This is a genomic window from Pedobacter sp. W3I1 (assembly GCF_030816015.1).
In the GTDB taxonomy this organism is placed as follows: Bacteria; Bacteroidota; Bacteroidia; order Sphingobacteriales; family Sphingobacteriaceae; genus Pedobacter.
Genome location: NZ_JAUSXN010000001.1, coordinates 4472345 through 4496753 on the forward strand (window position 1 = coordinate 4472345; position 24409 = coordinate 4496753).

The window sequence follows — 24409 nt, forward strand, 5'->3', positions numbered from 1 at the left end:
TCTTAAGTTTTATGGGAGCGGCAGCACCGCTCCCGATGAATTAATTCAACTGAAAGCCTACATTACCGTTTCTCCCAAGATGCAGACACAGGTCAAAGGCTGACTGTCCTCTCTGCTTGGCCGTCCCCTCGATAATGGATTTAAACTTAGCTTCATTGTCCTTGAACTTTCTGGCATTCTGATAGTAGCCCGTCACCGCATTATACGCCCCGAAAAGTGTCCCTTGGGCGGTATCGATCAACTGAGAGGGTGCGCTCAAGGCATAGCTATAAACTTCGTCAACAATATTCTTATATACGCTTGAAGCTTCATCGATCAGTCCTTTTTGCAGTTTGTCCAAAACCTCCCTGTTCGGCGCCATTGCGGTCTGCACTAGTTTTTTTAGTTCGTCATCGGTAATCCGCACCTTTGCCCAGTGGTTAAAAATGGACTCCATTTCATCCCCGATCCTACCCGAAATACCCATCAGGGTATGCGCCTGTTTAAGCCTGTCGTTAGCCCCTGAAGAATGACGGATACGAACAACATTAGAAGAATTTTTTAATGCAGCATTAAGCGTATTGTTACATACAATACGGACAGGCGTAAAAGCCGCGGTGATACTCCCAAAACCATCATGCGAAGTGGTCAGAAATAAGTATTGCTCGATGAGGTCATCCTTTCCCACCTTGATATAAGAGGGCAGTTTAGCAGTAATAAAAATGCGTTCTCCCTTACCCAAGGCTCCTGCAGTCTCATAGAGGATACCCTCGCCACCGCCGACAATACTATCAAAAAATGAAAAGGCTTCGGTATTCTGTACCACTTTATAGTCTTTGCCCACTACCCCGAGAACTTCCTCGGTGTCCGTCCTAACCGTTGAATAATAATTCGGCACTAAAATGTCGGACAAAAACCCGTCATACATTTCATCCCCATCAGGACTTTTAAACGTTGCAAGATTATGTGAGTCCACAGTAAACAAAGGCCGTTTCTCCACTGTATAATCAAGCCCTGCAAATTTCAAGGCTTCGGCCGAATTTGGATAAGATTCCACTATGGTACCCAGTCCATGCCATGCTTTTTCCTTTACCGAAAAAAAACTGTACTTATCTGTTCTGCTGTTATAATTTAAGTGATGTGACATGATGAAAAATTTTAAATTAAAGTTTGATTAAATTGAGCGCGCTAACTGTAGCTGAAATAATAATGAGCTTTTAAAAGGGAATCCCTCCGTCAAAAGCCTTGGCATTGTCTAGCTGCGTTTCTTCCCTCTTTGCGACCCTTCGCCTCTATTTCTACCCGTTCGCACAGCTCTCTTTCCACCGCTTCCCGTCGAACCTAACAGCTTAACTTCTGAGGTATGAAAGGTCAGCGATGCCTTAGCCTCGCCGTCACCATTAATGTAGGCATTGGCACCCACCCTGCCGTAAAGCTGAACCCAACCGCCCTTTTTAAGGTATCCGGCAATACCTGTGTTCAACCAGTATGAACACTCAAAAAATGTGGTAATCTTCTTTTGTTCGCCACCACTGCGGTAACTGTCATTGATAGCAATAGAAAAGTTTACCACTTTCCGTTCTCCGCTCAATGTCTTTACCGTTGCATCTCCTGTTAATCTTCCTGTAATTTCCATGATCAAAAAATTTTAAGTTTTACATTGTTTTTGTTTCCTTTCCCTTTTCCCAAAAAATCTTTTCAAAAGAAAAAACGGAAAAAAAGAAAGTCCGGAAAAACGGGTGCAGAGAGAACGGAGAGCTATAAGTCCCGGAGGGTGTTCTGGCGCAGCCAGGACATTATGCGCTCGCAGAGAACGGAGCACCCGAAATTCACGGCCTTTTTATCCGTTTCGATTGGAAAGACTGCAAGCGCGTTTAATCGGTGACCAATTGGCAATTTATGTCCTAGGTTAATAGTGAGAAAAAAGCAAAATACTTGCCTCAATAAATTGTATCATCAATCTATGTTTGATATATTCATATGACAAACATTTTTATATAGGTCACGCACGAGTTATCACACGAGACCAAAATATGGATTTACAAATAGATGCCTCAAATAAAGTAGGTTGCGAAATTATTTTCCAGGAAAAAATTTCCAGTAAGTCTAAAGAACGGCCAGAGTTGATTAAATTATTTGAAAAGTTGAGAAAAGGTGAAACTGTTCTTGTTCGGAAATTGGATAGGTCGAGAATCAGCCGGGCAACTTGCTAGAGATACCTTAAAATTTATGATGGGTTAACAGAAAAACAAAAATCTAAGTAAATGAAAGATTATCTATTGGAAATAAGCGGCTCAATAGGGCTTTTGATTCTTGTTCTGGCTTTTATCTTTTAGTCAAAGAAACCCTAAATAAGAGCGGCGATTAATATATTACGCTTAATATCTGACATAAAAATTATGATTGCATTTGACGATTATGGCAATGCAGGAGCTGACTTATTGCAGATAAACAGCCTGTTTTTGCATTAGTTTCTGTTAGATTAACATCACAGCGGCAGGACAGCGATGGTCAATTATTGTTAATAAGCTTGTGCAGACATTGAGTGATTAACATACACTGTTTGGGGTGCCGGCGTCCAAGAAATATTAGAGGTAAAAGTAATGACGAGTGCTACCGATCCGTTGATTGTAGTTCCCCCGGTTGTAATCGAATAGGTTACCTGTGCATTTCTTTGCATAGTATAAGATGCAGCAGATCCGTTCCACCCACCAGCTGACGCTGTCATTGCACCTACACCTGAATACGCCATAAAAGGAACGGAGAGAGAAGTTCCAATGGGCATAACAGTCTTGTAAACTTTGGGGGATGTTGAACTATTTTGGGTATATGAATACCCAAGAGAACCACTCACTACCCAAGTACCTGTTATGGAGCCGGTTCCCCATGTCCCACTGATAGGGGCCGCGTTTGAGCAATTGACATTATAGAAGACATTGTCTACACCATTAGCCACCGCAAGACTTGACATGGTTTTATTTAGAGATTTACTTGTAGTCGCTGTATCAACCCGAGTTGAGCTAATACCTTTTTTTAGTGCGGCAATAAATTCATAAGCCTGTTGGTAGGATTTGAAGCTTTGACGTATGGTATCCTTCGCAGCAATAAAATTAATCCCCAATTCTTGTGCTTTTGAATTATTGCTTACTGTTAATGCTTGCAGCTTCTGTTTATAAAGCTGATCGGAAACTTCAATATCAGATGTTTCTTTCTTATCAATTTTCTCTTTACTACAGGAAGCTAATAGTGTTATAAGAAAAATAACTGATAGGAGGTTAATCAAGAGTTTTTTGTTTGTTTTCATGTTTCTGGTTTTTTACATTTATCCTGCTTGGCTGTGATGTTATATTTTATCAGAAAAGGATTCTTTCAGCGTTGAAGCTTATTACTAATATTGTTGCAAGAGGTCTGCGGATATCAGATATATATCCCAAATATTAGTTTGGAGTTTTGCTTAGGTACATAACTTCATCCCATGTTTTTAATCGGGCTGTTGAAGGAACCGTAAAAGTATCGTTAGGTAGCTCCTCATCTTTTATGTTGATTATAAAAAGGCCAAAGGCCCTACCATCTTTCTGTAAAGTTTGAATACCTAAAATCGGATTTTTTACACCCGGTATTATATTAAGGGGAGATACAAATTTGAGTTTCTCTTCAGTGTAATAAAATTTAGTGGTATCTGTTCCTGTAACAGCAAGAGCCGTTAAGCAACGCTTGCCTGCAATGTTGATCTCTCCACCTTTAATATTAATTATTATGGGTTTAACAATATTACTGGCCTTAGGGCTATAAAGGTCTTCAGGATGATTTTTCAGTGAGTCCCGATAGTAAAATGTTTTTTTTGTATGCTCAAAAAACATGAAGTAATCTTTATTTTTATAATCAGCTAAATAGATCGGGTAAAGCGCCTTAGCTTCCATCTTGGATTTTACTTCCATATCCTTATCTTCTGAAGATACTTCAACAGTATCTTTTTGAATCGTTTCCAAAGGGCCGATTGTCTTAATGATTACTCTGTGATGTTTTATATGATAAATCCTTTTTAAAAGTATATTATTTGTGCTATCGTTTGAAAAGACATGGTTTGGATAGTAAAAGTATTGGAGTGTAAATGTCCCAACGCCCAAATCCTTTTGCTCTTGTGCGTAGGTGGATATTGGAAGAAATAGAGATAATATAGCTATTTTTACTGATAAGTGATTAAATATCGAGCGTTTAAATTTCATAAGAAGTTATTTACATAGGCAATCAAAATTATGCATTAATTTATTCGACAACTTCCTTGATTTTAACCAATGCTTAGTATATTTTTGCAGTCTTCCTTGTATCCGATGAACTACATATTTGATTATTACTATGTTTTTGAAATTCCGTGGATACAGGCTCTTAGTTTTTCTTGTGGTTTATCGACATGAAGGCTGCTATCGTGTCAAACCTCGGATATGATTTTAGGAATAAGGATCTATTGCGCTTCAATTTTTATTCTTATATAGCTGAATTATATAATAAGAATTTCCAATATTCATTTGAAAATTTACATGAAATCTATCAGACGGGAACTATTTTGGATCCAAATTTACATAATTGATGGCTAAATGACGATGGCACAGAAGCAATATTTACTGTATTGATCAATTCAAACAAAAAAGGATACAACATTAAAGCAAAAGAGTTAGAAGTTAAGCAGTCGTCAGCATACTAAGGGATTCCATCAAGCATTTTCAACCTAAATTAACATATAAATATATAGCTAAGCTCCAAAACAGCTTAAGATTTTAACGAACAGCAAAGGCAGATTTAACAAAGATTTCGAAACGATCTGGAATCTCTGTCTTCACTAAGCCGTTTTCTGGTACCCTAATCATCTAAGTATACCATTAACAATACCTCTATCTTGCCCTGACGGACTTTGACGTCGATTCCAGTAACCTTAAGGCAAATTGGCGTTTATATTTCTACCAGAATGAATCAACCTAACTTTGATTGTAAGACGGGGGGCATTGGCGCAAAAAGCAACTAAATCACTATGCACTGAAAGTGCATAGTTTCATCTCTCACAATAGAAAAATATGTTGATAACAAACCTTTAAAAACAGCAGAAATGGCGTAAATTGATCTCACAAACGCTCAAATCTATGCCTACAAGCAGAACCCGGAAAAAGACAAAAAAAAAGATCAAAAATGCTAAGCTCCCTACCCTGCGGCAATTGACCGAAACCATGAGATCCAATGGCATGGCACCAGATCCGATCAAAATGAAATATTTTGAAGCCAGCTTTGACGGGACTGAAGAAAGCACTTTCGAGGAGAGACTTGATGCACTCAAGACTATTGGCAAAAATGCATCGGAAAATTTCACGGAAAAATACCATAAGATAAAATACTGGATCGGAACACACGACCAACCCAAGCTGATATCCTTCGTATTCTATTATTTCATGGTAGCAAAAGCAGGCTATGATGAAGAAGCGATGAAAGGTTCTATAGAATTCCAACCCTATTACCAAGAACTGCTCCAGGCCTTTGCCCTGACGCTTCCAAGAAACTATGATGTACGCCCCTTCTCCGCAGAAGTTGGTGAGTTCAAAAAGGATTTTATGGAAATCGGCGAATGCTACCGCCTTAAGCAATTCAATTTCCCAGCATCAGTGCTCTCGGCAGACGACCTGCCCTTTCATCTGCTCCGCACGGAAATGATCATGAATACTACTGCTGTGAGAAACTGGTCTTATGACCACCAGATGAAAAAGGTAACCCTTGATCTTGCTGCAGCAGTGAGTCCAGCTTTTACCGCCCACCATGGCTTTGACCCGGTAGTCTTCCTCCAACTGCTCTACAGCATGACCGAAGAAGTAGAGGAACGCATCAACATACACCGACTAAAAACGGTCGAAATCATGCGTCATAACCATTACGAGAAGATTTTTGATGCTTACGAAGCACATTTCCCCACTGGCAAGACGGACCAAAGGGGGCGCAAAAAGCTTTGGAAGATGTTCGGCAAGAGCAGTCTGAGGCTAAAACAAATGTTTCTCATGCATTCAGACTTATTTCTCGAAGACCTTTTCACCTTTGATTTCCCGACGCTGGAATCTCTGGCAGAAGGAAAAATTTCGGCAGAAAAACTACAGGAAGCATTCGGCTTGATCAGCCTCAATTTCGGAGACCTCGCAGATTTTGATCCCGACCATTTCCTGCTCAGTAATCCCGTACAGCAGAAGCCTTTTATAAAGCTTGATGAAAAGAAAATCTTTAGTGGACTATGGTCGGTCATGACACACTTTAGCATGGGCTTGCTGGAAAGCCTATGTGCAATGAATGAAAAACTGCGCAATAAATACAATGAGATCAGAGGCACTTACCTGGAAAACGAGATCGCTAAACTATTCCGTTCCTCGTTCCCCATGGCAAAGGTCTATCCCGGCAGCCTTTGGCATGGTAAAGACGGAAAACGTTATGAAAATGACCTGTTGGTTATTATAAATAAATTTGCCCTAGTCATCGAGGCAAAGGCTGGCACGGTCAGTCCACCTGCAAAACGCGCTGCGCCCGACCGCCTGTTCAAAACCCTTCGGGAGCTTATCGAAGAACCCTCCGAACAGGCACTGCGCTTCATTGAATTCTTGCAGGAAAACCCGGGCGAACTGTCCCTTAAAGTAAAAAAAGGCCCCAATAACCGCTTCAGTTCAGCTGAACTTAAATACTTTATTCCCCTGGGGGTAACTCTATCCCATTTGGGCATGATGGGAAGCAACCTAAAACAGCTCATCAATGCTGGCGTTACCGATAAAAAAATCGAAGAACTTGCGACCTCCGTCAGCCTAACTGATCTTCAGGTTGTATTTGACCTATTGCCCTTTGCAGCTGAAAAAATCCACTACTTGCAGCGCCGCCGTGAACTCGAAGCAAATATCCAGTACATGGGCGATGAACTGGATCTTCTCGCCTGGTACCTTGACGAAGGCTTCAACTTCGGAAAAGACCTGGAAAAAATCGGCCTGTTCAAAATGGATCTTAAATCCAAGGAACTCGACAACTATATTATCGGCACAGCACACGGTGAAAAGGTTATCAAACCCGAACTGACCAAAACCCGGTGGTGGAAAGACATGCTAATCAGGCTGGAAGAGAAACAGTTCCAGACCTGGCTGGAAACATCTTATATCCTACTGAACGTACCAATAGATCTGCAGCAATACCTTGAAAAGTTCGTCGATGAGCAGGAACAGAAAATGCACAACGGAAAAGCAGAATTCCTCCACAACTGGATCTTGCTGGAAACTGCCGATAAGGAACGTCAGTTTACTATAGCAGGTTACAGTTATTATGACCGCTTACGGGAGGAAAGAGATGATATTATGGGTGATATCCTTTATGATGCAAGAATGGATGGCGCAAAGGGAAAACTGGTAATCGGAATGAACATCGACAAACCGCATTACCCCTATAGTGTGTTAGGCTGTTGGCTTTCCTCTGAACTTTTTGAAAACAGGTATCTAAAAAATATCAAGGCCGATGAGTGATCCCATTCTCTTAGAAAACACTCGATGTTTTCAGCGGCTGGATCTGAACTATCTTTTCAGGAAGAATGAAACAAAAGGATAATTAAGATAGTGGGGTGAAATGTCATAAACCTTAAGTAAATAATTGCTAGGAAGAACAATATTTAGGCTATTCATTAACGAAAATCCAATATAGTCATGCGCAAAAACATAGTTCCTTAGAGAAACAAATTTTATATTCTGTAAATTTTACCAGACATTGTCTTAAATATGCATGATTATCAAAAACCCTGCCTCATCACCGCTGATCCGGCAAACAGGAATTAAAATGCTTCTGAAATTTAGACATAAAACGGTGAAGGTGATGATACATTTTGAACGTCGGAAACGTTTGAAAGCAAACTAAAATATCTGCAGGATTACATTTAGATCATTTATCTAGTCTCGTGGGATTTTAAATTTGGCAAAGACCAAAGCAACCGCAGACAGAAACCGGTCACATCTAGGAGCTGATGGATTATTCCAGCCGAGTGTCCGCAGGACGCGAGGCTTCCGGCCGTCCAGCGGACGGCCGCGCCCGATTTCATATATCACCTCAAAACAATAAGTTTCTGATAAAAATCCTCCCAATATGCGCGGAGCCTTTTATCCAGCTCCGCAAACCTCGGGTCTTCGTGATATTGATTTCTAAAACGGTCTGCTTCCGTGATCGCTGTTTCCAGATCGTTCACCCTGATCGGCCTGCCTGCAAGACCTATAACTTTCATCATAATTGTATTTTGTTCCTATACAGAAAATTTAATTATAAGTATTCAAATTCCCCCGTCTTTCTCGGGCTAAACAGGATGGCATCCAGACCCCTTAAATCAGCTAGGCCAATTGTGGCCTAACTAATTATTAACTCTTAACTTACCATAAAAGGGGGGTAGTTAGAGCAACCCTGCCCGTCCAAAAATTTGCTTATGCTTTTACCATTCCGGCTATGATCCTGCTCCAATAAAGTGCATTGTTACTGATGTGCCGTTGCCACGCCTCCTCCGATCTGCACCAACGGAAGCCGTGCTGTTTTAACTGTGTGATTACCTCCTGCAAGGGCTTTCCATTGAAAAAAAGCTGAAGACGGTTGGCCGCCCTGTTCTCCAAAATACGTACCCCGTTGATTACTGCATCAACTGCCACGGTCTGCCCCTGTTTCTTTAAAGCCAACAACCTTTTTTCAATACGCCTGATATTGGCACTATTGTTTGTTAAGGTAAAATGGGCAAACCCCTTACCCCCAAATTTATCGTGTATAAGCTCCTCCCACATCTCATCATTACCATACTTTAGTTTTAAAAAAGCCGTCTTATCATCCTTTCTGATGCAGTTATTGGCCGCTTTCATAAAGCCCTGCATTTCCTTTAAACTGTTCAACTTTTCTTCTAACTGTTCCACCGCCTCGGGGTCGTCCGAAAAGATGGCATCATTGTTTTTGATGCTGTCCGCCTTCTCCGCATAATATGCGGCCTTATTGTTCGCCTCAACCGACCGTTTCATCGCACCCGATATCTTATCCCTATATCTGCGGTCAGACTTTTCGGAATGATGCCCGATAAGGATAGGCTGTCCCATCGGGATCGCATCCGCCATTTTCTGACTGAGCTGATATAATCTGTCCGATTCTGCTTCATTCTTTGAAGCTTTTTCTTCCGCACCTGCAATGCGGTTTTCCCTGCGTTGATGAAAATCATGTTTCATAATCCTAAATGCAATTCTGCGGCTGCACTACACCGTCTCTAATTTGAAAACCTTATAATTATCTTCTTCCCTTTTCCAAAAAAATTTTTTTCAAAAGAAAAAACGGAAAAAAGAAAGTCCGGAAAAACGGGTGCATAGAGAACGGAGAGCTATAAGTCCCGGAGGGTGTTCTGGCGCAGCCAGAACATTATGCGCTCGCAGAGAAAGGAGCACCCGAAATTCACGGCCTTTTTATCCGTTTCAGTTGAAAAGAATTTAATATGACCATAGATCTTCCAAAGAAAATACGCGATTTCTATCCAAAAAATTAAACTGTATCTTAATGGCTGAAATTTTTAATCTTGATGAAAAAGAATAAGCCTTCAGGTAATAAAAAAGCAGAGCCACAGAAAATGATATCTGCTAAACCTATTTTCGACGAATTAGGCATCGGGCCTGAACAGGCTCAGAAATATATGAGGGGGTTTCTCAATGAGATGGAGAAAATGAAAGATGAAATTGAACGGGAGGAAATTCTAAAGAAAGATAAGCTAACTCCTGAAGAAATCTGGAGCATGAAACCCACTACTTTTTATGCATGGAGGGTCAAATATGATTTACCAAGAATACTTGACCATTTCGCTCAAAAGCTTAACCGTTTTGTTGAATGGAAGGAAAATTTTGAATTATCAGATGATGCGCTTATGCGATACGGCATTAGTAATTGTGTGAATTTAAAGGATGCTAGAGACGACGACAAGCAAAAATATATTTTTTACAAAGAAGGAGAAAACTCAAACGGAGATTTCCTTTCAGATATTGATCTTTCCAACAAGATAAGTACAATGTGGGGAAAGGAAGAAAGATTCGTTTTGAAAAAGAAGTTCATGAGCTATCTGGATTGGTGCGAGCTAACTAGAATTAAGGCTTTTGGCACTCGGAGTAATGAAGAGGTCTTTAGTTATACCAGCGCTTCAGGGATTCGTTCAACCGCGATTAAAATATCGATTTTGGATAACTTTGAAATGTTAAAAGTGGGCGGGATTACCATTCAGCCAAATGCCGTTGGATTGATAAATCCTAAATATTTTGAATTTGTTAACGCATCCTACCTGACCATTCAAGGACATATCAATTCGGCGGGACTGGTGCTCAGGTTTGAAAACAGTATCGTTGATGATCTGACCTGCGAAAATCTGGAGTACCCCTTAGTTGAGTTTAGTAATTGCTCACTTGCCAATCTTAGGATAAAAGATTCAAATATAGCGCAGTGGAATTTCTATAGAACCAATATTAGCGGGAAAATATCTGACTCCAGTCTAGGGATGATCCGGATCATCGGTGGACGGTTTAATGCTGTTCTAAATAATACTCATATTCATGATGTGCATGCTGATCACATGGGTAAACAAGGTTTTACTTCAACCTATCAGATTTTGAAAAAGACTTATGCAGATCAAGGAGACGATAGAAATGCAATTATATATTTCTTGAAAGAAAAGAGACGTGATCGCCTATCTCTGTTCGATGCAATTTCTACACAACAGATCAGGTCGAGCTTTAAAATTTCTGCATTTAAGGAAAAGTTTTATCTTCTTTTAAATATTGCCTACGTAACTGCTCGGTACTTATTTTCACTACTTAATGACCTCTATTGGGGATATGGAAGAAGACCTTTTAATATAGTAGGTTGGTCTCTTTTGATGATTTTAGTATGTGGTATTACCTTCTTTTACAATCAGAGTTCGATGAATATGCCAAATCTTCAGGCGGAAATGTCTTTCGCAGATTCTTTATACTATAGTACTATAACATTCACGACGTTAGGTTATGGCGATTTTACACCAAAAGACTTTTTAAGGGTAGTAGCATCTATAGAAGCGCTGTTCGGTGGTATGAGTATTGGCTTTTTGGTGGCTGGATTCGCTAATTTAAAATATTAAATCCGGGTTCTAACATTTTTCAAAACAGTAAGCATTTCTAAATCCCAGTTACCTTGTGATGCTTTCTTTCGTCGGGTTTCTTTGAATTTTTTAGATAAATATTTTTGTCCCTTTTTGAAAATCCATTTATCGATATTGGGATCAAATTGGTCGGCAGTAATGTCTATTATAAGATCGTCCAACTCTAGCCAGCAATGGGAGCGGCCTAAAGTACCATCACAAACCAAGTCCCAGTCACCAAACTGATTGTCTTTGAGGATACAGGCCAGGATAACCGATCCAGATTCGCAGCAGCCTCCTGGAAAATTCCCCATGTGTATATTATTAGGCCTCCTCATATCTGGATCTTTCATTAGTTTTCTTACTCTTTTTACCAATTGTTCAAGTGGACCATTCATAGTTTGTGCTTTTGCTTAAACCATATTCAAACCTTGAGCATTTGAGAGGCTATGTTTTTTAATTAGATATCTTTCTACTTCGTTAGCATCCGCTCCATTGAGTCCAGCAACGCATACTACATGATACGAACCAGTATATACTTGGCCGCTCGGGTCCAGAGGTTTTCCGAATAGCTGATTATACCTGTTCTTAATTGCATTTCCATATAAGCCAGGAAATTCTCTGCTTGATCCCTTCATGGCTAATTTGACGTGTTCAATATATCTTTTCATCCATCCTCGCTTAGTCTTTCCATAATATACGAAAGTCTCCTTATCGTTAATTTGCAGCGCGTGAAGGTAAACCATATGCGTTCCAGATAGAGTTGGTAGTCCATTCAAAATATATTTCAACGGTATTTCGATCCTCTGAGGAACATCTAAAGACGGAGATTGCAAATTAAGGTGAAGACCGGGTGGCAGGCCACTTGTATCTTTAATTTGCATCGCATCGGCAGTAACCAGCTGCTTCCCATCAGCTGTCATATAGACATCCAAATTAAATATTATCTGATTCCCTGGTAACTCGACCTTATGCTGAAAACCATAGTGCTTATTTCCTTTTTATAATGGCATCAATATGACCTGTTTTTTCATTGTAAGCGTTAAGCACGGTTTCTAAAACTTCCAAATCACTGCTTTCATAAGTAAGGCCGTCGCATAGATACCTGTAATTCTGCTGATTGATAAAGCCCATTGTTATTCGGTTTTTAAATGGCAAATAAATTTTATAAAATGCTTTTTCGATGTGCTGCCCTACCAAAGTTAGCACCATTTCATCAGTAACAATATTCATTTCCCCCAGTCTTACTGGATTTCTCTGCATGATATTTGGGATAAAATATTTAGCAACAAGTTAATAAAATACGAATATAGATTTTTTTGTTAATGGTCTAGCGTCTGATAACCTTATGAAAATATAAAATCACTTTTTAATTCGATAACTTCGCTTATCAGTCCCAGAACAAATGACCAGAGATGAATTCAATAACCAATCACTGCCTAAATCGGATGTAAATGCAAATTTAGAGACACTTTCCAGAAGTAAGTTTCGGGATATGTTTAGTGCTCATGATTTTGAAATACGCGATGAATTTCAGCATGATAAAGGTGTGGATTTGTCTCTTGAAATTAAGTCAAATGCGAATAACACCAACATTAGGTTTCCGATTCAGTTAAAGGCAACTCAATCGATTGAAAAGAACAACGATGGCAGTATTTCGTTTGCAATTAAGGTTTCAAACCTTAACTACCTACTCAATGATGGCCTACCGGCTTTTTATATGCTTTACCATCAAACTGAAAATGTTTTTTATTATGAAAGGGCGCAGGAGGTTGAAAAACAGTTACGGGAAAAATATCCAGACAAGGATTATCCTGACACATTAACTTTTAGGTTTAACAAGCCGCTTGACAACATTGTTATAGTAAAAATCCATGAAGAAATGTTGAGCCTTGGCTTTCTCCGAAGAAATGATCCGAGGTCGATAGGATCGTATTTACTGCTGGAAAAAGAAAAACAACAAAAGCTAAAAAAAGATAGGTAATTAAATAGCCAATATTGATAGCTCCTGGTTGGGTTACGCTATTTACAGTAATATAAGCAAAAACCGACAGCACGATTACAGCTATAGAAAGCGCTGAAAAGGTAAACACTTTCCAATCCTCTAAAACAGTTTCCTGCTTACGACGCAATGAGGAAGTTTTGCTAAACTGGATAGCTAGGAGCAAAATAGCGATCAAAACTCCAAGAATAGTTGCAGTCGATCCTAAGATCAGTCCAAAATAATCCCTTAGCCCTACTTCCGCTAAACCTAAATAGTCAGAAAATATTTGTAGCTTAAAAAACCTTGCAAAGAAATATGTACCTGGGAATCCGAATAGGATTAAAAATTTTACAATATTTTTCATCAGATGGAGCGAAAATTAAACGGCACAATTTACAAGTAAAATTCCATTGTTATTCCTCTACTTGAATTTCGTGACGTTTCTTCGCCGGGGCATAAACCTGCTGCAGAGCTTGACCTTATTGATTAATGCCTTAAGTTGCCATACGTATACTTTGTTCGAATAATCACCTATAAGAAAACTCGCTCAATCGATTTAATCGATGTTAATAGGTAGAACATACTTAACTCTTTATTTTTTCAAACGTTCATCAATCTGGGTTAAGTAATTCTCTTTAAGGATTTAATAGCTTCTTTAATGGTGAGAAGTTCTGAACGTTCTTCGGATATTTTCTTTATTACAAATTCAAATATAATAATTAGCTGTTGTGCGCGCTCTAAACAATCATTCTCAGAGAGATTGTGTAGGCCTTGAGAAGTTTGTTTATAAAGAATTTTAAACGGGTTTTCTTCCAATACCTGAAGTGATCGTGGAAGATAATCATAGATGTCATCATAGACTCGGTGTGCATTCTTAGAATTCACATGCTTTGATACTATCTCCTTTAATTTTGGATCAGCTCCTTCAAGTTTCGATACATCTTCCACAATTGAATTCAGTTCTTTTTCAATTATTCTCCTCAGGTAGGCGAATGCGCCGATTCCAAGTTTGTCAACAAGAGACTTTTTTGCTTTATAGTACCAGCTACCTGACTCCCTATCCAAATACTTTTCGATAGCTTTATCAACTTTTATTTTCAAGGGCGGCCCACCAAGCTTTTCGATATAGATATTAGCTCTGTCACTTGAGCTTTTATTTACAATATTGCTGTGACGCACCGGAATAGGATTGTCAGAGTAAATATGGAGTAGAAAATCCACTTGATATGATTTGCAGGATCTACACTTACCCTTAAAGTGATGAATATAGTCAAGCTTACCCAATTCATCAATGAGTTCGGATGGTATCCTGTCCCCTGGTAATTTCCCAAAATGCTCTTTGGTTGCTTCTGATATCTCTAGTTCAAAAGTGGCATCAGTTTTTTCTGTTTCACAAAAAAACCTGAAGGAGGTACCCTGCAGCTCAAACGGATCAGTATAGCTTTGGTTTTGACTTTGATATTCTTCCACCGCCATAAATGGGGTAAAGAGTGGGAAATTAGAGAGAAAATCGTCTATTGGGTTTATTTTATTCATGTAGTAAATCACTTCCCTAAAGTTAGAAAAAACAGACAATCTTCAGAATGCAAATTAAAAGAATCTTAACATTTAGATAATAAACGTACATATTCTAGCTAAACTCAAAATAGAGTTTTTCCTGGCCAAAACATAGAGAGATAGAAAGTAATCTTAATTAATTATCCTATTTCTTTTTAATCTCAGTTCTAATTTTCTGATTCTGGACGGCTTTTTTGACGACTGGAGATATTTTTTTCTTCTCAATAACATCCTGTTTAGATTTCAATTTTGTAGAGATTTCAGCACTTGGATTTACCCATTGACAAATACCTGAGATTATGTACGGAATTGCCGCGCCTATTAAAATGGAAGCCACGGCCACGCGAAAATTGAACTTGTTGTAGTTTCTTCCAAGGGCCAAGGAAAGTGGCATTATATAAACATACTGAATTCGGTTAATGACGATATTTATGGCATCAATGTGCTGGGCTTTAAACTCCTTATATTTCTCTTCGACTTCCAGCTGGACAAAATCATACTGCAGGTGTGCAAACTGAGAGAGTATCTCGGTAAGTTCTTTTAGCACTTCCTCATACTCGCTTCTTTTTTTTGGAAGTTTTGCCTTATGATCTCTTTCAAACTTTTCAAATTCAGTATTTTTGGTAGTGAATGCAGACTTGAGTGATTGGAATGTTGCAGGATTCATGGCTGTTGTTCTCTCCATTTTACAGCTTTATCTTCATCATCATTTTCAAATAATTTGACTTTTTCCATTAGCAATCTAAGGAACTTTGGGCTGACGTCCTTGTCCTTGAAGCAAACTTCCCGTCTTGTACCTGGATATGGTTTGCCGATAGATGCTATAATATCGTTGTTGAGCATGCTATCAGTTTGTCCAGTGACAATGACAATATTTTTTTCTTCGAGGAAAGTTTCAATAAAACTCGTTCCAATCACGCAGTCGGTATTTTCCTTAAGCTCATAATCAACCAAAACTAAATCCGGGTTGATCCCATCGATGTAACTCTGAATATAATCCGTCGCCTCCTTCACATAAAAAACATCTACTCCGGTCTCAAAACACGCAATAATATGCTCGTTCAATTTCTCACGTTCGACACTGCTTGGAAATACCTCGTGTCCGGCTCGGATCAACACTGCCTGCATTGCCTGCAAGTGCCCGGGCTTATCTTCAATTATCAGTACTTTCATTTTCTTTGATTGTTTCTATTGGTATGTAAACATTAAAATATCCTGATTGGGCTTCTATATGTAATTTTGCTCCCATAGTTCTCGATATGATATTATGAATGAGATTTAAACCATCAACACCTTTCTTCCTGCTCAGCTTTTCGTTTAGATGCCTTACATACCTTGGGGTCTTGAGTAAAAAATTATTACTAACGCATAAGTATCTTACCTGCTTGATCTGCTCAGTAAAAATCCTGATTTCGAGCGGGTTCTTTTCGCTTATTCTCGACCTGCTTCCCAGAACCGCATGGCGCTTTATATTATAAAGTATTTCGAAAATCAGCTCATCGAATAGCTTGGGAAACATATTAAATTCTATTTGCAGATGAACTTCGCTTATAGATTCTGAATCAAAAAAGATTTCCTCACTTGTTAATGCTCTAATATTATCCTGATCAAGCTGAAAAATAAAAGGAACTGCTTTTCTAAAACCCTCCACCAACGTTTTTAACTCAATTTGCTCAAATCTGTGTTTTTGTTCAAAGCCATTATGTTTTATCGCATCATTGGCTAGAGAGATAAGATGCATTTTGTTTGTGAGATAAGAAAATACCGTCTGCAGGAAGACAGTCCCCTGTTCCAATTTTTCTCGGACATTTACCTGGGTCACTAAACGGGCATCTTCATTAAGAATTGATGTGTACTTTTTGAACAGATCTTCATAGACACCTATCCCATGCTTTAAACTAGTCGAAATCTTTTCATTATTTAATAGCTCTATGTAGGCACGAAGGCTATCGTTATTCAAGTGATGGTTTATAAAATCACTTAAGTCGTTCCGAAGCAATAATAGCTGCCTGACACGCTTGGGATCAAACCGCTGGTAAGGTCGTTGGTAGACCTTTGTGGGGTAAGTCTTTTTCGAACTGTTTACTGCCTTGAATTTAAACTCAGTGTATTCCTTATCCTGGTTATTTACATGCCTATCAAGAATATCCTCCTGTTGTTTGATAAACAGATCACTTGGCACTGCTTCTAATGGACTGCAGTAAAATCCCAATACCGCTTGCGGCCTGGCCTCAAAAGATTTTCCATCTAAAGATGGCTTGATCTCCGTAATTCGTAGGTATAAAATCTTACTGTACAGCTTCTCTTGGAATTCGGAAAAATAGTAAGCTTCGTTTGTGCTAAAATCAATATTATCCCGAAAATGGATCAATCCATTGTCATCCAGAGAGATCTCAAAAGCAGAAAGCGGTGTATCACCTTTATTTTCCTCTACTCCACGAAAGACTTGGTGCAGAAAGCTATTAGTTGAAAAAGTATCTGGGTCCAGTTTGCTTTTGATATTGGTGTAGTAATTACTTACTATCGCAATATCGTCACGCTGTTTGACCTTTCCCCTATTTTGATAACTGACGGCAAAAAATGCTCCCCCTTGTTCAACCCCGAGTATATTGCAGCAAATCTGAAGGATGGTCTGAAGCTTTTGTTCAATCAATACATCCTTAGCCATGTCTGGCTCATCTCGTTCACTTTTCAACATAGCCTTTAACACCATCATGTCATTGAAAGACTGAATAATGTCATCAGCTGGTTTATACTCCACCTCATCTCCTTTCTGAATAAAGTTGGATAACATGTATCTGTTGTATAGAAAAGGATAAGTCTCAAAATTCAACCCTAGACCGATAAGAAAATCGGAATAATCAGGAGATCCGAAATTAAGGTTCAATTTTTTCTTAAAGAATTTCTCGCACGTGGAATGAAAGATAAAGGTATTCTCAAGTACTAGTAGCCTTAGCAGGTGAATAAAGTTATCATTGTAGGAATTCTTTAGCGTTCTTCCTCTCACCCCACTGAGATTCCCTTTTTTTATGTTGTTGTCGATGATCTTTTTGATATTAGATACAACTTTAATGGCTTTACTTTCATGTTCGAAAATTAGCTCCTGTAACAACGATATATAATAGGTAATAAACTGCATTGGCTTTATCTCTTCAATGCTATCCTCCACCAGTTTTTGTAGAGGATCAAAGAGATCCTTTTTCTCGGATGGAAGCTCTTTGTAGTATTGTACTTGCCCAACACGCTCTATTCCTTCAATCACATAAGATACTGTGGAAAGTACCTCAAGCGAGTAGATATAGTTCATCTTAAGTTTTGAAGCTCGCTTTAGCAGGAACATAAATGTTTGGTATGGTGAAAACCGTGACAATCGGCTATTGCTTCTTGCCTGGAAAAAGCTGTCTGGCACTTTTGCCATCTTATTGATTTCCCCTACCATTTGCATCAATACAGAGAGCACCCATCCAAATGCTTTCTCTTTTATCTTGCCATGTTGAATGTATGGCTCCGAACTACAAAGCTTAAGTAAAGCATTGGCTGTTTCCCCCTTAAATTCAGGGTATATCTTATTGAAGCTTTTTATCGAGTTTCCATCACTATCCCTTTCTACAAAACTCACTAACTTGTCTAGTCCATGATTTTTATCAGATTCAAATATGTCCTCGATCTGAAGTTTAAGACTATAATTACCTTCGCTATCTGTCCTGAAAAGTTTCATAAATTCATGATTGATCAGAAATTGGTAAAGAGACTTCGGTTTTCCTGCGTCGTCAAGGCTATCATATTCCTTGCTTAAATCCACAGGTTTAAATTTAAGTTCTCGCTCTTTAAAATACAAGCGCATTGTATCGAGAACAGATTTTGATGACAGTTCACGATATTTATCCACAAGGGCTGAATAAGGGTATTGATCCCTATGAGGAATTGGAGGAACATTAATGTCTATGAAGTTAAAAACACGAACTAAATCAACGGGATCATCTTCTAGCCGAAATTTGTTGACCAACTTGGAGTAGTTGTAAAAACCAGCTCGATTTATCAGGCCTAGACTAAAATCAATCCCCCTCTTATCCGACCTGGCATGTTTTATAAAGAAGTTAATTTCTGAAACTGATTCTGTTGTCGAAAGCACGTCATCAACAAAGATCACTACATCAGCTTTTTGCAAAAGTTCAGTGTAAAACATTTTGAAGTTATGTAGAAACTCTTCTTTCGGATTATATTGAATTATCGTTGCAACATCAGAAAACAGAACATCGTTTACCAGGTTGACAAATCCTGAATTAGAGCCTAGCGTTGATGTGATGATTACAACCTTTTTATCCTCAAGGTGATGGAAGGGTGTACACTTTTTGCGCAGCCATTCTGAGACGCTCTCCCGATTATGCTGTAGAAAACGGCCCACCCGGATATAGTAAATATAGTTCTTATCGTATTTTAAAATATGCTTTCTATATACTATCGGCATTGATCCAGCTACGTTTCCATCGTCAAAGAATGGAAAAACATCTTGATCATTTTTGTGCGGATAACTTCTTGGATAACCAAAGATGAGGTTTGGTGTGATCGAGCTTGCTCGAGTTTCAATCAAACATAACTCCTGAGCAGTGTTTGTAGGATAACATGATTTACAAGAATTGATCCTATACCAAGGGGTATGCAGAGATATAAAATACCTCTGGTTCACTTCTGTCGCGACGAGGGACTTCTCATTTAGCGTACCAGATTTTTGAAGGATCTTTTTGTCAAGGTGCTCGATTGCAATTTTTCGCTCGGACAAGGAAACCATACCCCAACCATACTCTTTAGCCACAGGATGTTTCGTAAAATCCTTATCACAATCCAAAATTTCAGGTGCTATTACAACACAGTTAATGACAGGATCCAAGAATTTAATATTCTTCTTATTGATCTCCTCACGGTCGGAAACTTTGAATTTATCAAAAATTTCTGTTTGTATTTTCAATGAGGTGGAAAAGGTAGTACTGATTGGGACGATCAAGATTACCTGTTCATTTACGCGTTCAGGATTCTTAAGAAATAATGTTTCTTTAGTACAAATATCATGATTAAAGATATCGCACAGGGAATCATGACACTTATAATAATCGTTCAACATCTTCCTAATATTGCTCACTAAGAGGTCCGAATACTGCTCATAACCTAAAAGCGTAATCGAGCTGTGTCCGTCTATTACACTTGCCCTAACTGCAATTTGAATCTCCCTTTCAAATGTATTAATGATATAGCGGCTTATTAGAAAGGCAAACCTATTTGTATAGAAGCTATTGTAGAACAACCTTTTCGCGTAAAAGTAGTCCTTTATATGAAGATTGGAACCGAGTTCAAAATGACTACCCGATATCTTGTATCCCTTTAGTTTTTGGAAATATGCAGAGGTATTGATTTTTATCATGCAAAATCCTGTATTTCAACGTTGATCAATGAGCGCGTAGTTTCTTCAAAAAGCGATATATATTCTTTATTTTCCAACAACAACTCGAAGTTGAGTAATTTCCCTGATGCGGAAAAAAGTGGACCTTTCATCCCTGGAGGTTTTGGCTCCCTTTTTCGCTCAAAACCGACAGTAACGTTCGCCATATTATTGTGATATTGATTTATCTCAAGGTTAGCGTTGACAAAATGCTGAAACTTAATTCCACATAGCAGGCTGTTGAACCAAAATATATCTGATATACCTTGTCTATCCATTATTGTTTCCAACTGATCAAAATGATGCTTGATTGGAATATAAAATAAGACATATCGATCTTGTTTCCAGAAGCCTACATCTCCTTTCGGCGCACGGTCGAAGATGGCGAGAATGTTGATGATCTCTGTATATAACTCTTGCCCCATTCCAGTAATTATTGTTTCCTTCAAGCCGTTTGATGTAAACTGCAAGTTTGCTAAAAATCTCACCCAGTCGCTAGAATTATGGAGTATCGCGCTAAGTTCTATTGCATCCAAGACAATTATACCTTCACTGGCCTTTGATAGAACATATTCCTTTAACATATCCAGTTTCAGATACTTTCCACCGAAAGAAAAATCAGCCCGAAGCTTGAAGATACTTAGATTTCTTGCTGGGCTGGGATCTTCTTTGACATTATATCCTTGGAGCTCAAGAAAAACCGAAGCTGGAGTGCTGCTTTCCTGAAAGTCATCAACCTTTGTTAGATCAAGTTCTTCAAATCCATTGGCAATTGGAACTATAAAGTTATAATTCGTTCCAAGTTTGTAAAAGTCAGAAATATCATCCTGCCGAATAGTACCCCTCTGTTCAGACATTGCATAACCTCTTGGATACTCTTCATTGATATCATTAGAAGCAACTTTTACGAAGGCGCGACTTTCACTAAGTATCGATTGAGAAAAGATCAATAATCCGAGTCTTGCCTTTGTGCGATTAATCTGATGAAAGAGCTTGATGGAATTAAAGTCAAAGAAGTTATTTAGCTTATACTTCTTCACCTCCGAAATATCCTCCTCATACTCATGTTGGATCTTTTGCTGCAATTCCAAGTCGCTTAGTTCTGAAGAGTAGAGTAATTTTTCATTGCTTAGATTCTCGAAATATGACGAGCAGATACCTACACTTCCAGAATCAAATGTATTTATATCAACAAAATAATCTCTCCCGCTAAACTGGGATATCCACTTAGGGTCGATACGTTTTAGCCTCTTAATCCGTTCCTGATTATAAATTCTAGCAGTGATGATTCCACACCCGCTTTTGGTATGCTCAACCATATTCTTCGCTAGTTCCTGAATCCCATATGCCAATCCTTTAGTCTTTTGCATCAGGCTTCTGAAATTCTCTTCGTAAATCAAATAAAAGCGTTTTATGATAGCGTCCTTCTGTCCTTTTTTTAGTTTTTCAGGAACTTCCATTACCGCTTTCATTCGATCAATCAACTCATTTTCATCAGAAGGAATTCCAAACAATTCTCCCATGTGTAATAACAGTGAGAAACAATAAATTTCAGCGTCACTGAAACCGAATACACTATATTCCTCTAGAACTTTCACTAAGGAGGCCCGGCAGTTGATTGCATAAATAGAATTGTTCTTACTAGGCTTGTAAGTAAGCTTCAGTAGTTCAGAAACGCTTATTGGAAGTTTCGAAAGCGTCTCTATAAGATAAAGTGCACTTAAATCTTCTCTTTTCCATGATTTCCCTCCCTTTATCGATCGCCTAAACTCTTGTTTCAAAATCTTGAAACCTTCTCCTCTTTTCGAAAGATCATGGATCGGTTTATCCGCTATTAGTTTTTCAAATCGTGGCTTAAAGGAGTTTCCATCCGTTTTTTCCTTAAAAATCAGTTCAATGGAATCCTTAGTAACCAATAATATAGGCAGATAAGAATCAGATTGAAACACAGTTGTAGCCGTCCTTTCCTCTCCATTTATAAATAATTTAAAAACCTCTTCTTCACACATTACCTGGAGATGTGCCTGATGTTGTGCTAATTGATAGAATAGATTTGCAGATTTGGTACCAGGAATAAGCTCTGGATAAAATATCTTGATAATCATCGATGGAAACTCAGCTTTCATCAAAGTAAGATACCCGAAAAAGACAAGGTCGAAATCCTGCTCCTTGTCATTCTGACCATATGTCTGTGGGAAAATCAAATGAAGTTCTTTCGGAGAAGCATAAAGAATATTATCTACACCTTTAAAATGAGCTATCATATCCTTAAACAGTCCAACTAATTGTTCGATAAACGAATGGTCAATTATCTTTGGGACTTTCAAAACTATGTTTTCCCTTGAAAAAACGTCTTCAATAGATAGTGTCATACGATTAATTTAGAATTATTGAACCTTGAATCGTAGACTATTGAGAGCGTAAAACAATTTGAGTTCGAAACGAATATAAAACTTTTCGGATAAAAAGCTAAACCTTAGCTAAAAAAGTTATGATTCAAATTCATTTTCTAATGCCTCACATCTAAAAAACTATCGTCGTTTGAGTATTATACTTCAAATAAATCCACCGGGAGAAGTCCCCAATCGTATTTTTGACATGGAAATCGCCTTTAAATTAAGTTGACTTTCGAGACAGATCTTTTGCCAGTTCCAGATAACCCGAAGAGTCTGGTTTTCGGCTATTTTGAGTCCAAGAGCGATTGTTTTGGTAAATAGCTGAATCTAAAAAGCAGTTAGGAGTAGTTGTAGGTATTTATTCTGAAGGAAAGGAAAATATTGTATTTACTCGGCAATCTATTTGGCGGCCGTTTTGCGCTGAAATGGAGGTCACTTTTAGGTTCTTGCCACTTTTACTGAGATATACAGTCAGGCTATGTTCCCACAGATTGTTCCAGTCGTTAAAAAAATTGAATGCTTTTAGTAAACGGCAATAAATGATCTCAACATTTTTTTTGTTTGCCGGTAAAAAAATTACATTCAATTCATAGACAGGTTTAATGATATTTATTTACTATTGTCATAAAAATTATCTTTCTGAATTTTGTCTTTAATACTTTAAAAGGATAATTTTGAAAAAATTAACTCACTCTAACCAATGAAAGTATTAATCTCACGGACTCCCCATTTCAAACACCGCATTTTCTTAAAAAGAAACATCAACTCCTAATTTCCATCCCGGGATTCAATTTCATTGAACAACAAAAACCAATTAATGGCTAATACAAAAATTAAATTTCTTCAGGCTCAGAATGGAGATTGTTTTTTATTATCGTTTACAGATGATAAAGGAGTAACTAAAAATATCTTGATTGATGGAGGCAGAGACGCTACATATTATGATAAGTCAACCAATAAATTTGGTAATCTGAAAAGAGAAATAGATCTAATCAGATCAAGGAACGAAATGATTGACCTGATGATACTTACCCATATCGATAATGATCATATGTGTGGGCTTATAAAATGGTTCGAAAAAGATAATGATGCATATAAGCTGATTAAGAACGTATGGTTCAACTCGGGCAAGTTAATTGCAGAGTACCTGAAAGAACCAGAAAATCCAGATCTCAGTATTGGACTAAAAATATTTAGGTCCACAGTAACTGGTGTACACGAAGCAATAGATTTCGAAAACTATCTTTTAGAACATAATCTATGGGAACGAAAGATAATATTGAAGAAGCAAGAACTTAGTGAGTTTGGGGTAGGCATAAAGATACTATCTCCCGATGAGCAACAACTTAGAAAACTACTAAAAGAATACCGAAAAAAAACAGGAGTTGATACCCACACCACCGCCAAAGAAAGCGATTGGAAAACGCCATTAAAAGATTTCATTAAAGAAGAAGCTGATCCAAAATATAAATTCAAGCAGGACACAAGTGTAAAAAACGGTAGTTCTATTTCATTTATACTCACATTGGGAAACACAAATTTTTTATTCTTGGGGGATTCTCATCCGATAGGCATTTCAAATTCTCTTGAAGAAATGGGATATACAGCGTCTACGCCCTTGAAGGTTGCAATCTTCAAGGTATCCCATCATGGCAGTAAGAGCAATACAAACCGCAAACTCATTTCCCTGGTTAAAGCACAAAATTATTTTTTCAGTAGTGATAGTGCCGGCGATAACCACCCGAGTAAAAGAACTCTTGCGAGAATAATCAGCATAAATCCAGAAGCTGTTTTTCATTTCAATTATGCGTTCGTGAAAAATAATATTCTTCAGTCCGAGGACTTTAAAGATTTTCCGGAGATGAAATTAAAATTAACAACGGAGATAGAATTTTAAT

Annotated in this window: 19 protein-coding genes and 1 pseudogene; 5 read left to right on the top strand and 15 right to left on the bottom strand. The window is 38.2% G+C overall.

Annotated features, from left to right (window positions below):
- Window positions 1–40: 40 nt before the first annotated feature.
- The gene (locus QF042_RS18245) at window positions 41–1126 is read right to left on the bottom strand and encodes a DUF932 domain-containing protein (RefSeq protein WP_307531024.1); all 1086 of its coding nucleotides are present in this window, start codon (window positions 1124–1126) and stop codon (window positions 41–43) included.
- Window positions 1127–1234: 108 nt separating this feature from the next.
- Complete coding sequence (locus QF042_RS18250; RefSeq protein ID WP_307531026.1) at window positions 1235–1615, bottom strand: single-stranded DNA-binding protein; 381 nt, start codon at window positions 1613–1615, stop codon at window positions 1235–1237.
- 331 nt (window positions 1616–1946) lie between these two features.
- Between QF042_RS18250 and QF042_RS26360 the strand changes: the two genes are divergently transcribed.
- On the top strand, window positions 1947–2192 hold the full coding sequence (locus tag QF042_RS26360) for a recombinase family protein (protein WP_373459079.1): 246 nt from the start codon (window positions 1947–1949) through the stop codon (window positions 2190–2192).
- A gap of 308 nt (window positions 2193–2500) precedes the next feature.
- On the opposite strand, the gene QF042_RS18255 is transcribed toward QF042_RS26360, so the two are convergent.
- Together QF042_RS18255 and QF042_RS18260 are read right to left on the bottom strand one after the other, a co-directional pair.
- Window positions 2501–3283 (bottom strand): hypothetical protein, encoded by a 783-nt coding sequence (locus QF042_RS18255; RefSeq protein ID WP_307531028.1) that lies wholly within the window; start codon window positions 3281–3283, stop codon window positions 2501–2503.
- A gap of 133 nt (window positions 3284–3416) precedes the next feature.
- Window positions 3417–4205: a hypothetical protein gene (locus QF042_RS18260; RefSeq protein WP_307531029.1), complete on the bottom strand. Its 789-nt coding sequence runs from the start codon at window positions 4203–4205 to the stop codon at window positions 3417–3419.
- A 909-nt stretch (window positions 4206–5114) separates the two neighbouring features.
- Here QF042_RS18260 and QF042_RS18265 point away from each other — a divergent pair.
- Window positions 5115–7502 (top strand): hypothetical protein, encoded by a 2388-nt coding sequence (locus QF042_RS18265; protein ID WP_307531032.1) that lies wholly within the window; start codon window positions 5115–5117, stop codon window positions 7500–7502.
- Window positions 7503–8071: 569 nt separating this feature from the next.
- Here the strand turns inward: QF042_RS18265 and QF042_RS18270 are convergent.
- Together QF042_RS18270 and QF042_RS18275 are read right to left on the bottom strand one after the other, a co-directional pair.
- Window positions 8072–8251, bottom strand: a complete 180-nt coding sequence (locus QF042_RS18270; RefSeq protein WP_307531034.1) for a hypothetical protein — start codon at window positions 8249–8251, stop codon at window positions 8072–8074.
- 190 nt (window positions 8252–8441) lie between these two features.
- Window positions 8442–9218: a DUF3560 domain-containing protein gene (locus QF042_RS18275; RefSeq protein WP_307531036.1), complete on the bottom strand. Its 777-nt coding sequence runs from the start codon at window positions 9216–9218 to the stop codon at window positions 8442–8444.
- A gap of 344 nt (window positions 9219–9562) precedes the next feature.
- Between QF042_RS18275 and QF042_RS18280 the strand changes: the two genes are divergently transcribed.
- The gene (locus QF042_RS18280) at window positions 9563–11140 is read left to right on the top strand and encodes a potassium channel family protein (protein WP_307531038.1); all 1578 of its coding nucleotides are present in this window, start codon (window positions 9563–9565) and stop codon (window positions 11138–11140) included.
- On the opposite strand, the gene QF042_RS18285 is transcribed toward QF042_RS18280, so the two are convergent.
- The 3 genes from QF042_RS18285 to QF042_RS18295 all read right to left on the bottom strand — a co-directional run bounded on the left by QF042_RS18285 (window position 11137) and on the right by QF042_RS18295 (window position 12403).
- Window positions 11137–11538, bottom strand: a complete 402-nt coding sequence (locus tag QF042_RS18285) for a hypothetical protein (RefSeq protein WP_307531040.1) — start codon at window positions 11536–11538, stop codon at window positions 11137–11139. The two genes, QF042_RS18280 and QF042_RS18285, sit on opposite strands and share 4 nt — an antisense overlap.
- Window positions 11539–11553: 15 nt before the next feature.
- Window positions 11554–12063 carry a hypothetical protein gene (locus QF042_RS18290; protein WP_307531042.1) on the bottom strand — a complete coding sequence of 170 codons (510 nt, stop codon included), beginning with the start codon at window positions 12061–12063 and terminating at the stop codon, window positions 11554–11556.
- A gap of 67 nt (window positions 12064–12130) precedes the next feature.
- Window positions 12131–12403: a hypothetical protein gene (locus tag QF042_RS18295; RefSeq protein WP_307531044.1), complete on the bottom strand. Its 273-nt coding sequence runs from the start codon at window positions 12401–12403 to the stop codon at window positions 12131–12133.
- Between the two features lie 142 nt (window positions 12404–12545).
- On the opposite strand from QF042_RS18295, the pseudogene QF042_RS26365 reads away from it, so the two are divergent.
- Window positions 12546–12920, top strand: a pseudogene (locus QF042_RS26365) (DUF4365 domain-containing protein); the annotation flags it as partial.
- A gap of 79 nt (window positions 12921–12999) precedes the next feature.
- Here the strand turns inward: QF042_RS26365 and QF042_RS18300 are convergent.
- From QF042_RS18300 to QF042_RS18325, 6 genes are all read right to left on the bottom strand, one after another.
- Window positions 13000–13488 carry a hypothetical protein gene (locus QF042_RS18300; RefSeq protein WP_307531046.1) on the bottom strand — a complete coding sequence of 163 codons (489 nt, stop codon included), beginning with the start codon at window positions 13486–13488 and terminating at the stop codon, window positions 13000–13002.
- Window positions 13489–13745: 257 nt separating this feature from the next.
- On the bottom strand, window positions 13746–14660 hold the full coding sequence (locus QF042_RS18305) for a hypothetical protein (RefSeq protein ID WP_307531049.1): 915 nt from the start codon (window positions 14658–14660) through the stop codon (window positions 13746–13748).
- A 166-nt stretch (window positions 14661–14826) separates the two neighbouring features.
- On the bottom strand, window positions 14827–15366 hold the full coding sequence (locus QF042_RS18310; RefSeq protein ID WP_307531050.1) for a hypothetical protein: 540 nt from the start codon (window positions 15364–15366) through the stop codon (window positions 14827–14829).
- Window positions 15345–15854 (bottom strand): hypothetical protein, encoded by a 510-nt coding sequence (locus QF042_RS18315; protein ID WP_307531052.1) that lies wholly within the window; start codon window positions 15852–15854, stop codon window positions 15345–15347. The genes QF042_RS18310 and QF042_RS18315 overlap by 22 nt, the downstream gene beginning before the upstream one ends.
- A complete protein-coding gene (locus tag QF042_RS18320) occupies window positions 15835–20097 on the bottom strand; it encodes a hypothetical protein (protein ID WP_307531054.1) in 4263 nt (1420 codons plus the stop codon). Before QF042_RS18320 ends, QF042_RS18315 begins: the two co-directional genes overlap by 20 nt.
- A complete protein-coding gene (locus tag QF042_RS18325; protein ID WP_307531056.1) occupies window positions 20094–22487 on the bottom strand; it encodes a hypothetical protein in 2394 nt (797 codons plus the stop codon). Before QF042_RS18325 ends, QF042_RS18320 begins: the two co-directional genes overlap by 4 nt.
- An 841-nt stretch (window positions 22488–23328) precedes the next feature.
- Between QF042_RS18325 and QF042_RS18330 the strand changes: the two genes are divergently transcribed.
- Entirely contained in the window at window positions 23329–24408 is a 1080-nt protein-coding gene (locus QF042_RS18330) for a ComEC/Rec2 family competence protein (protein ID WP_307531058.1), read from the top strand.
- The last annotated feature ends 1 nt before the right edge of the window (window position 24409 follow it).

Coding starts and splice junctions, on each gene's coding strand:
- QF042_RS18245 (WP_307531024.1), bottom strand. CDS start 1,126: ATGTCACATCACTTAAATTATAACAGCAGAACAGATAAGTACAGTTTT.
- QF042_RS18250 (WP_307531026.1), bottom strand. CDS start 1,615: ATGGAAATTACAGGAAGATTAACAGGAGATGCAACGGTAAAGACATTG.
- QF042_RS18255 (WP_307531028.1), bottom strand. CDS start 3,283: ATGAAAACAAACAAAAAACTCTTGATTAACCTCCTATCAGTTATTTTT.
- QF042_RS18260 (WP_307531029.1), bottom strand. CDS start 4,205: ATGAAATTTAAACGCTCGATATTTAATCACTTATCAGTAAAAATAGCT.
- QF042_RS18265 (WP_307531032.1), top strand. CDS start 5,115: ATGCCTACAAGCAGAACCCGGAAAAAGACAAAAAAAAAGATCAAAAAT.
- QF042_RS18270 (WP_307531034.1), bottom strand. CDS start 8,251: ATGATGAAAGTTATAGGTCTTGCAGGCAGGCCGATCAGGGTGAACGAT.
- QF042_RS18275 (WP_307531036.1), bottom strand. CDS start 9,218: ATGAAACATGATTTTCATCAACGCAGGGAAAACCGCATTGCAGGTGCG.
- QF042_RS18280 (WP_307531038.1), top strand. CDS start 9,563: ATGAAAAAGAATAAGCCTTCAGGTAATAAAAAAGCAGAGCCACAGAAA.
- QF042_RS18285 (WP_307531040.1), bottom strand. CDS start 11,538: ATGAATGGTCCACTTGAACAATTGGTAAAAAGAGTAAGAAAACTAATG.
- QF042_RS18290 (WP_307531042.1), bottom strand. CDS start 12,063: ATGACAGCTGATGGGAAGCAGCTGGTTACTGCCGATGCGATGCAAATT.
- QF042_RS18295 (WP_307531044.1), bottom strand. CDS start 12,403: ATGCAGAGAAATCCAGTAAGACTGGGGGAAATGAATATTGTTACTGAT.
- QF042_RS18300 (WP_307531046.1), bottom strand. CDS start 13,488: ATGAAAAATATTGTAAAATTTTTAATCCTATTCGGATTCCCAGGTACA.
- QF042_RS18305 (WP_307531049.1), bottom strand. CDS start 14,660: ATGAATAAAATAAACCCAATAGACGATTTTCTCTCTAATTTCCCACTC.
- QF042_RS18310 (WP_307531050.1), bottom strand. CDS start 15,366: ATGGAGAGAACAACAGCCATGAATCCTGCAACATTCCAATCACTCAAG.
- QF042_RS18315 (WP_307531052.1), bottom strand. CDS start 15,854: ATGAAAGTACTGATAATTGAAGATAAGCCCGGGCACTTGCAGGCAATG.
- QF042_RS18320 (WP_307531054.1), bottom strand. CDS start 20,097: ATGATAAAAATCAATACCTCTGCATATTTCCAAAAACTAAAGGGATAC.
- QF042_RS18325 (WP_307531056.1), bottom strand. CDS start 22,487: ATGACACTATCTATTGAAGACGTTTTTTCAAGGGAAAACATAGTTTTG.
- QF042_RS18330 (WP_307531058.1), top strand. CDS start 23,329: ATGGCTAATACAAAAATTAAATTTCTTCAGGCTCAGAATGGAGATTGT.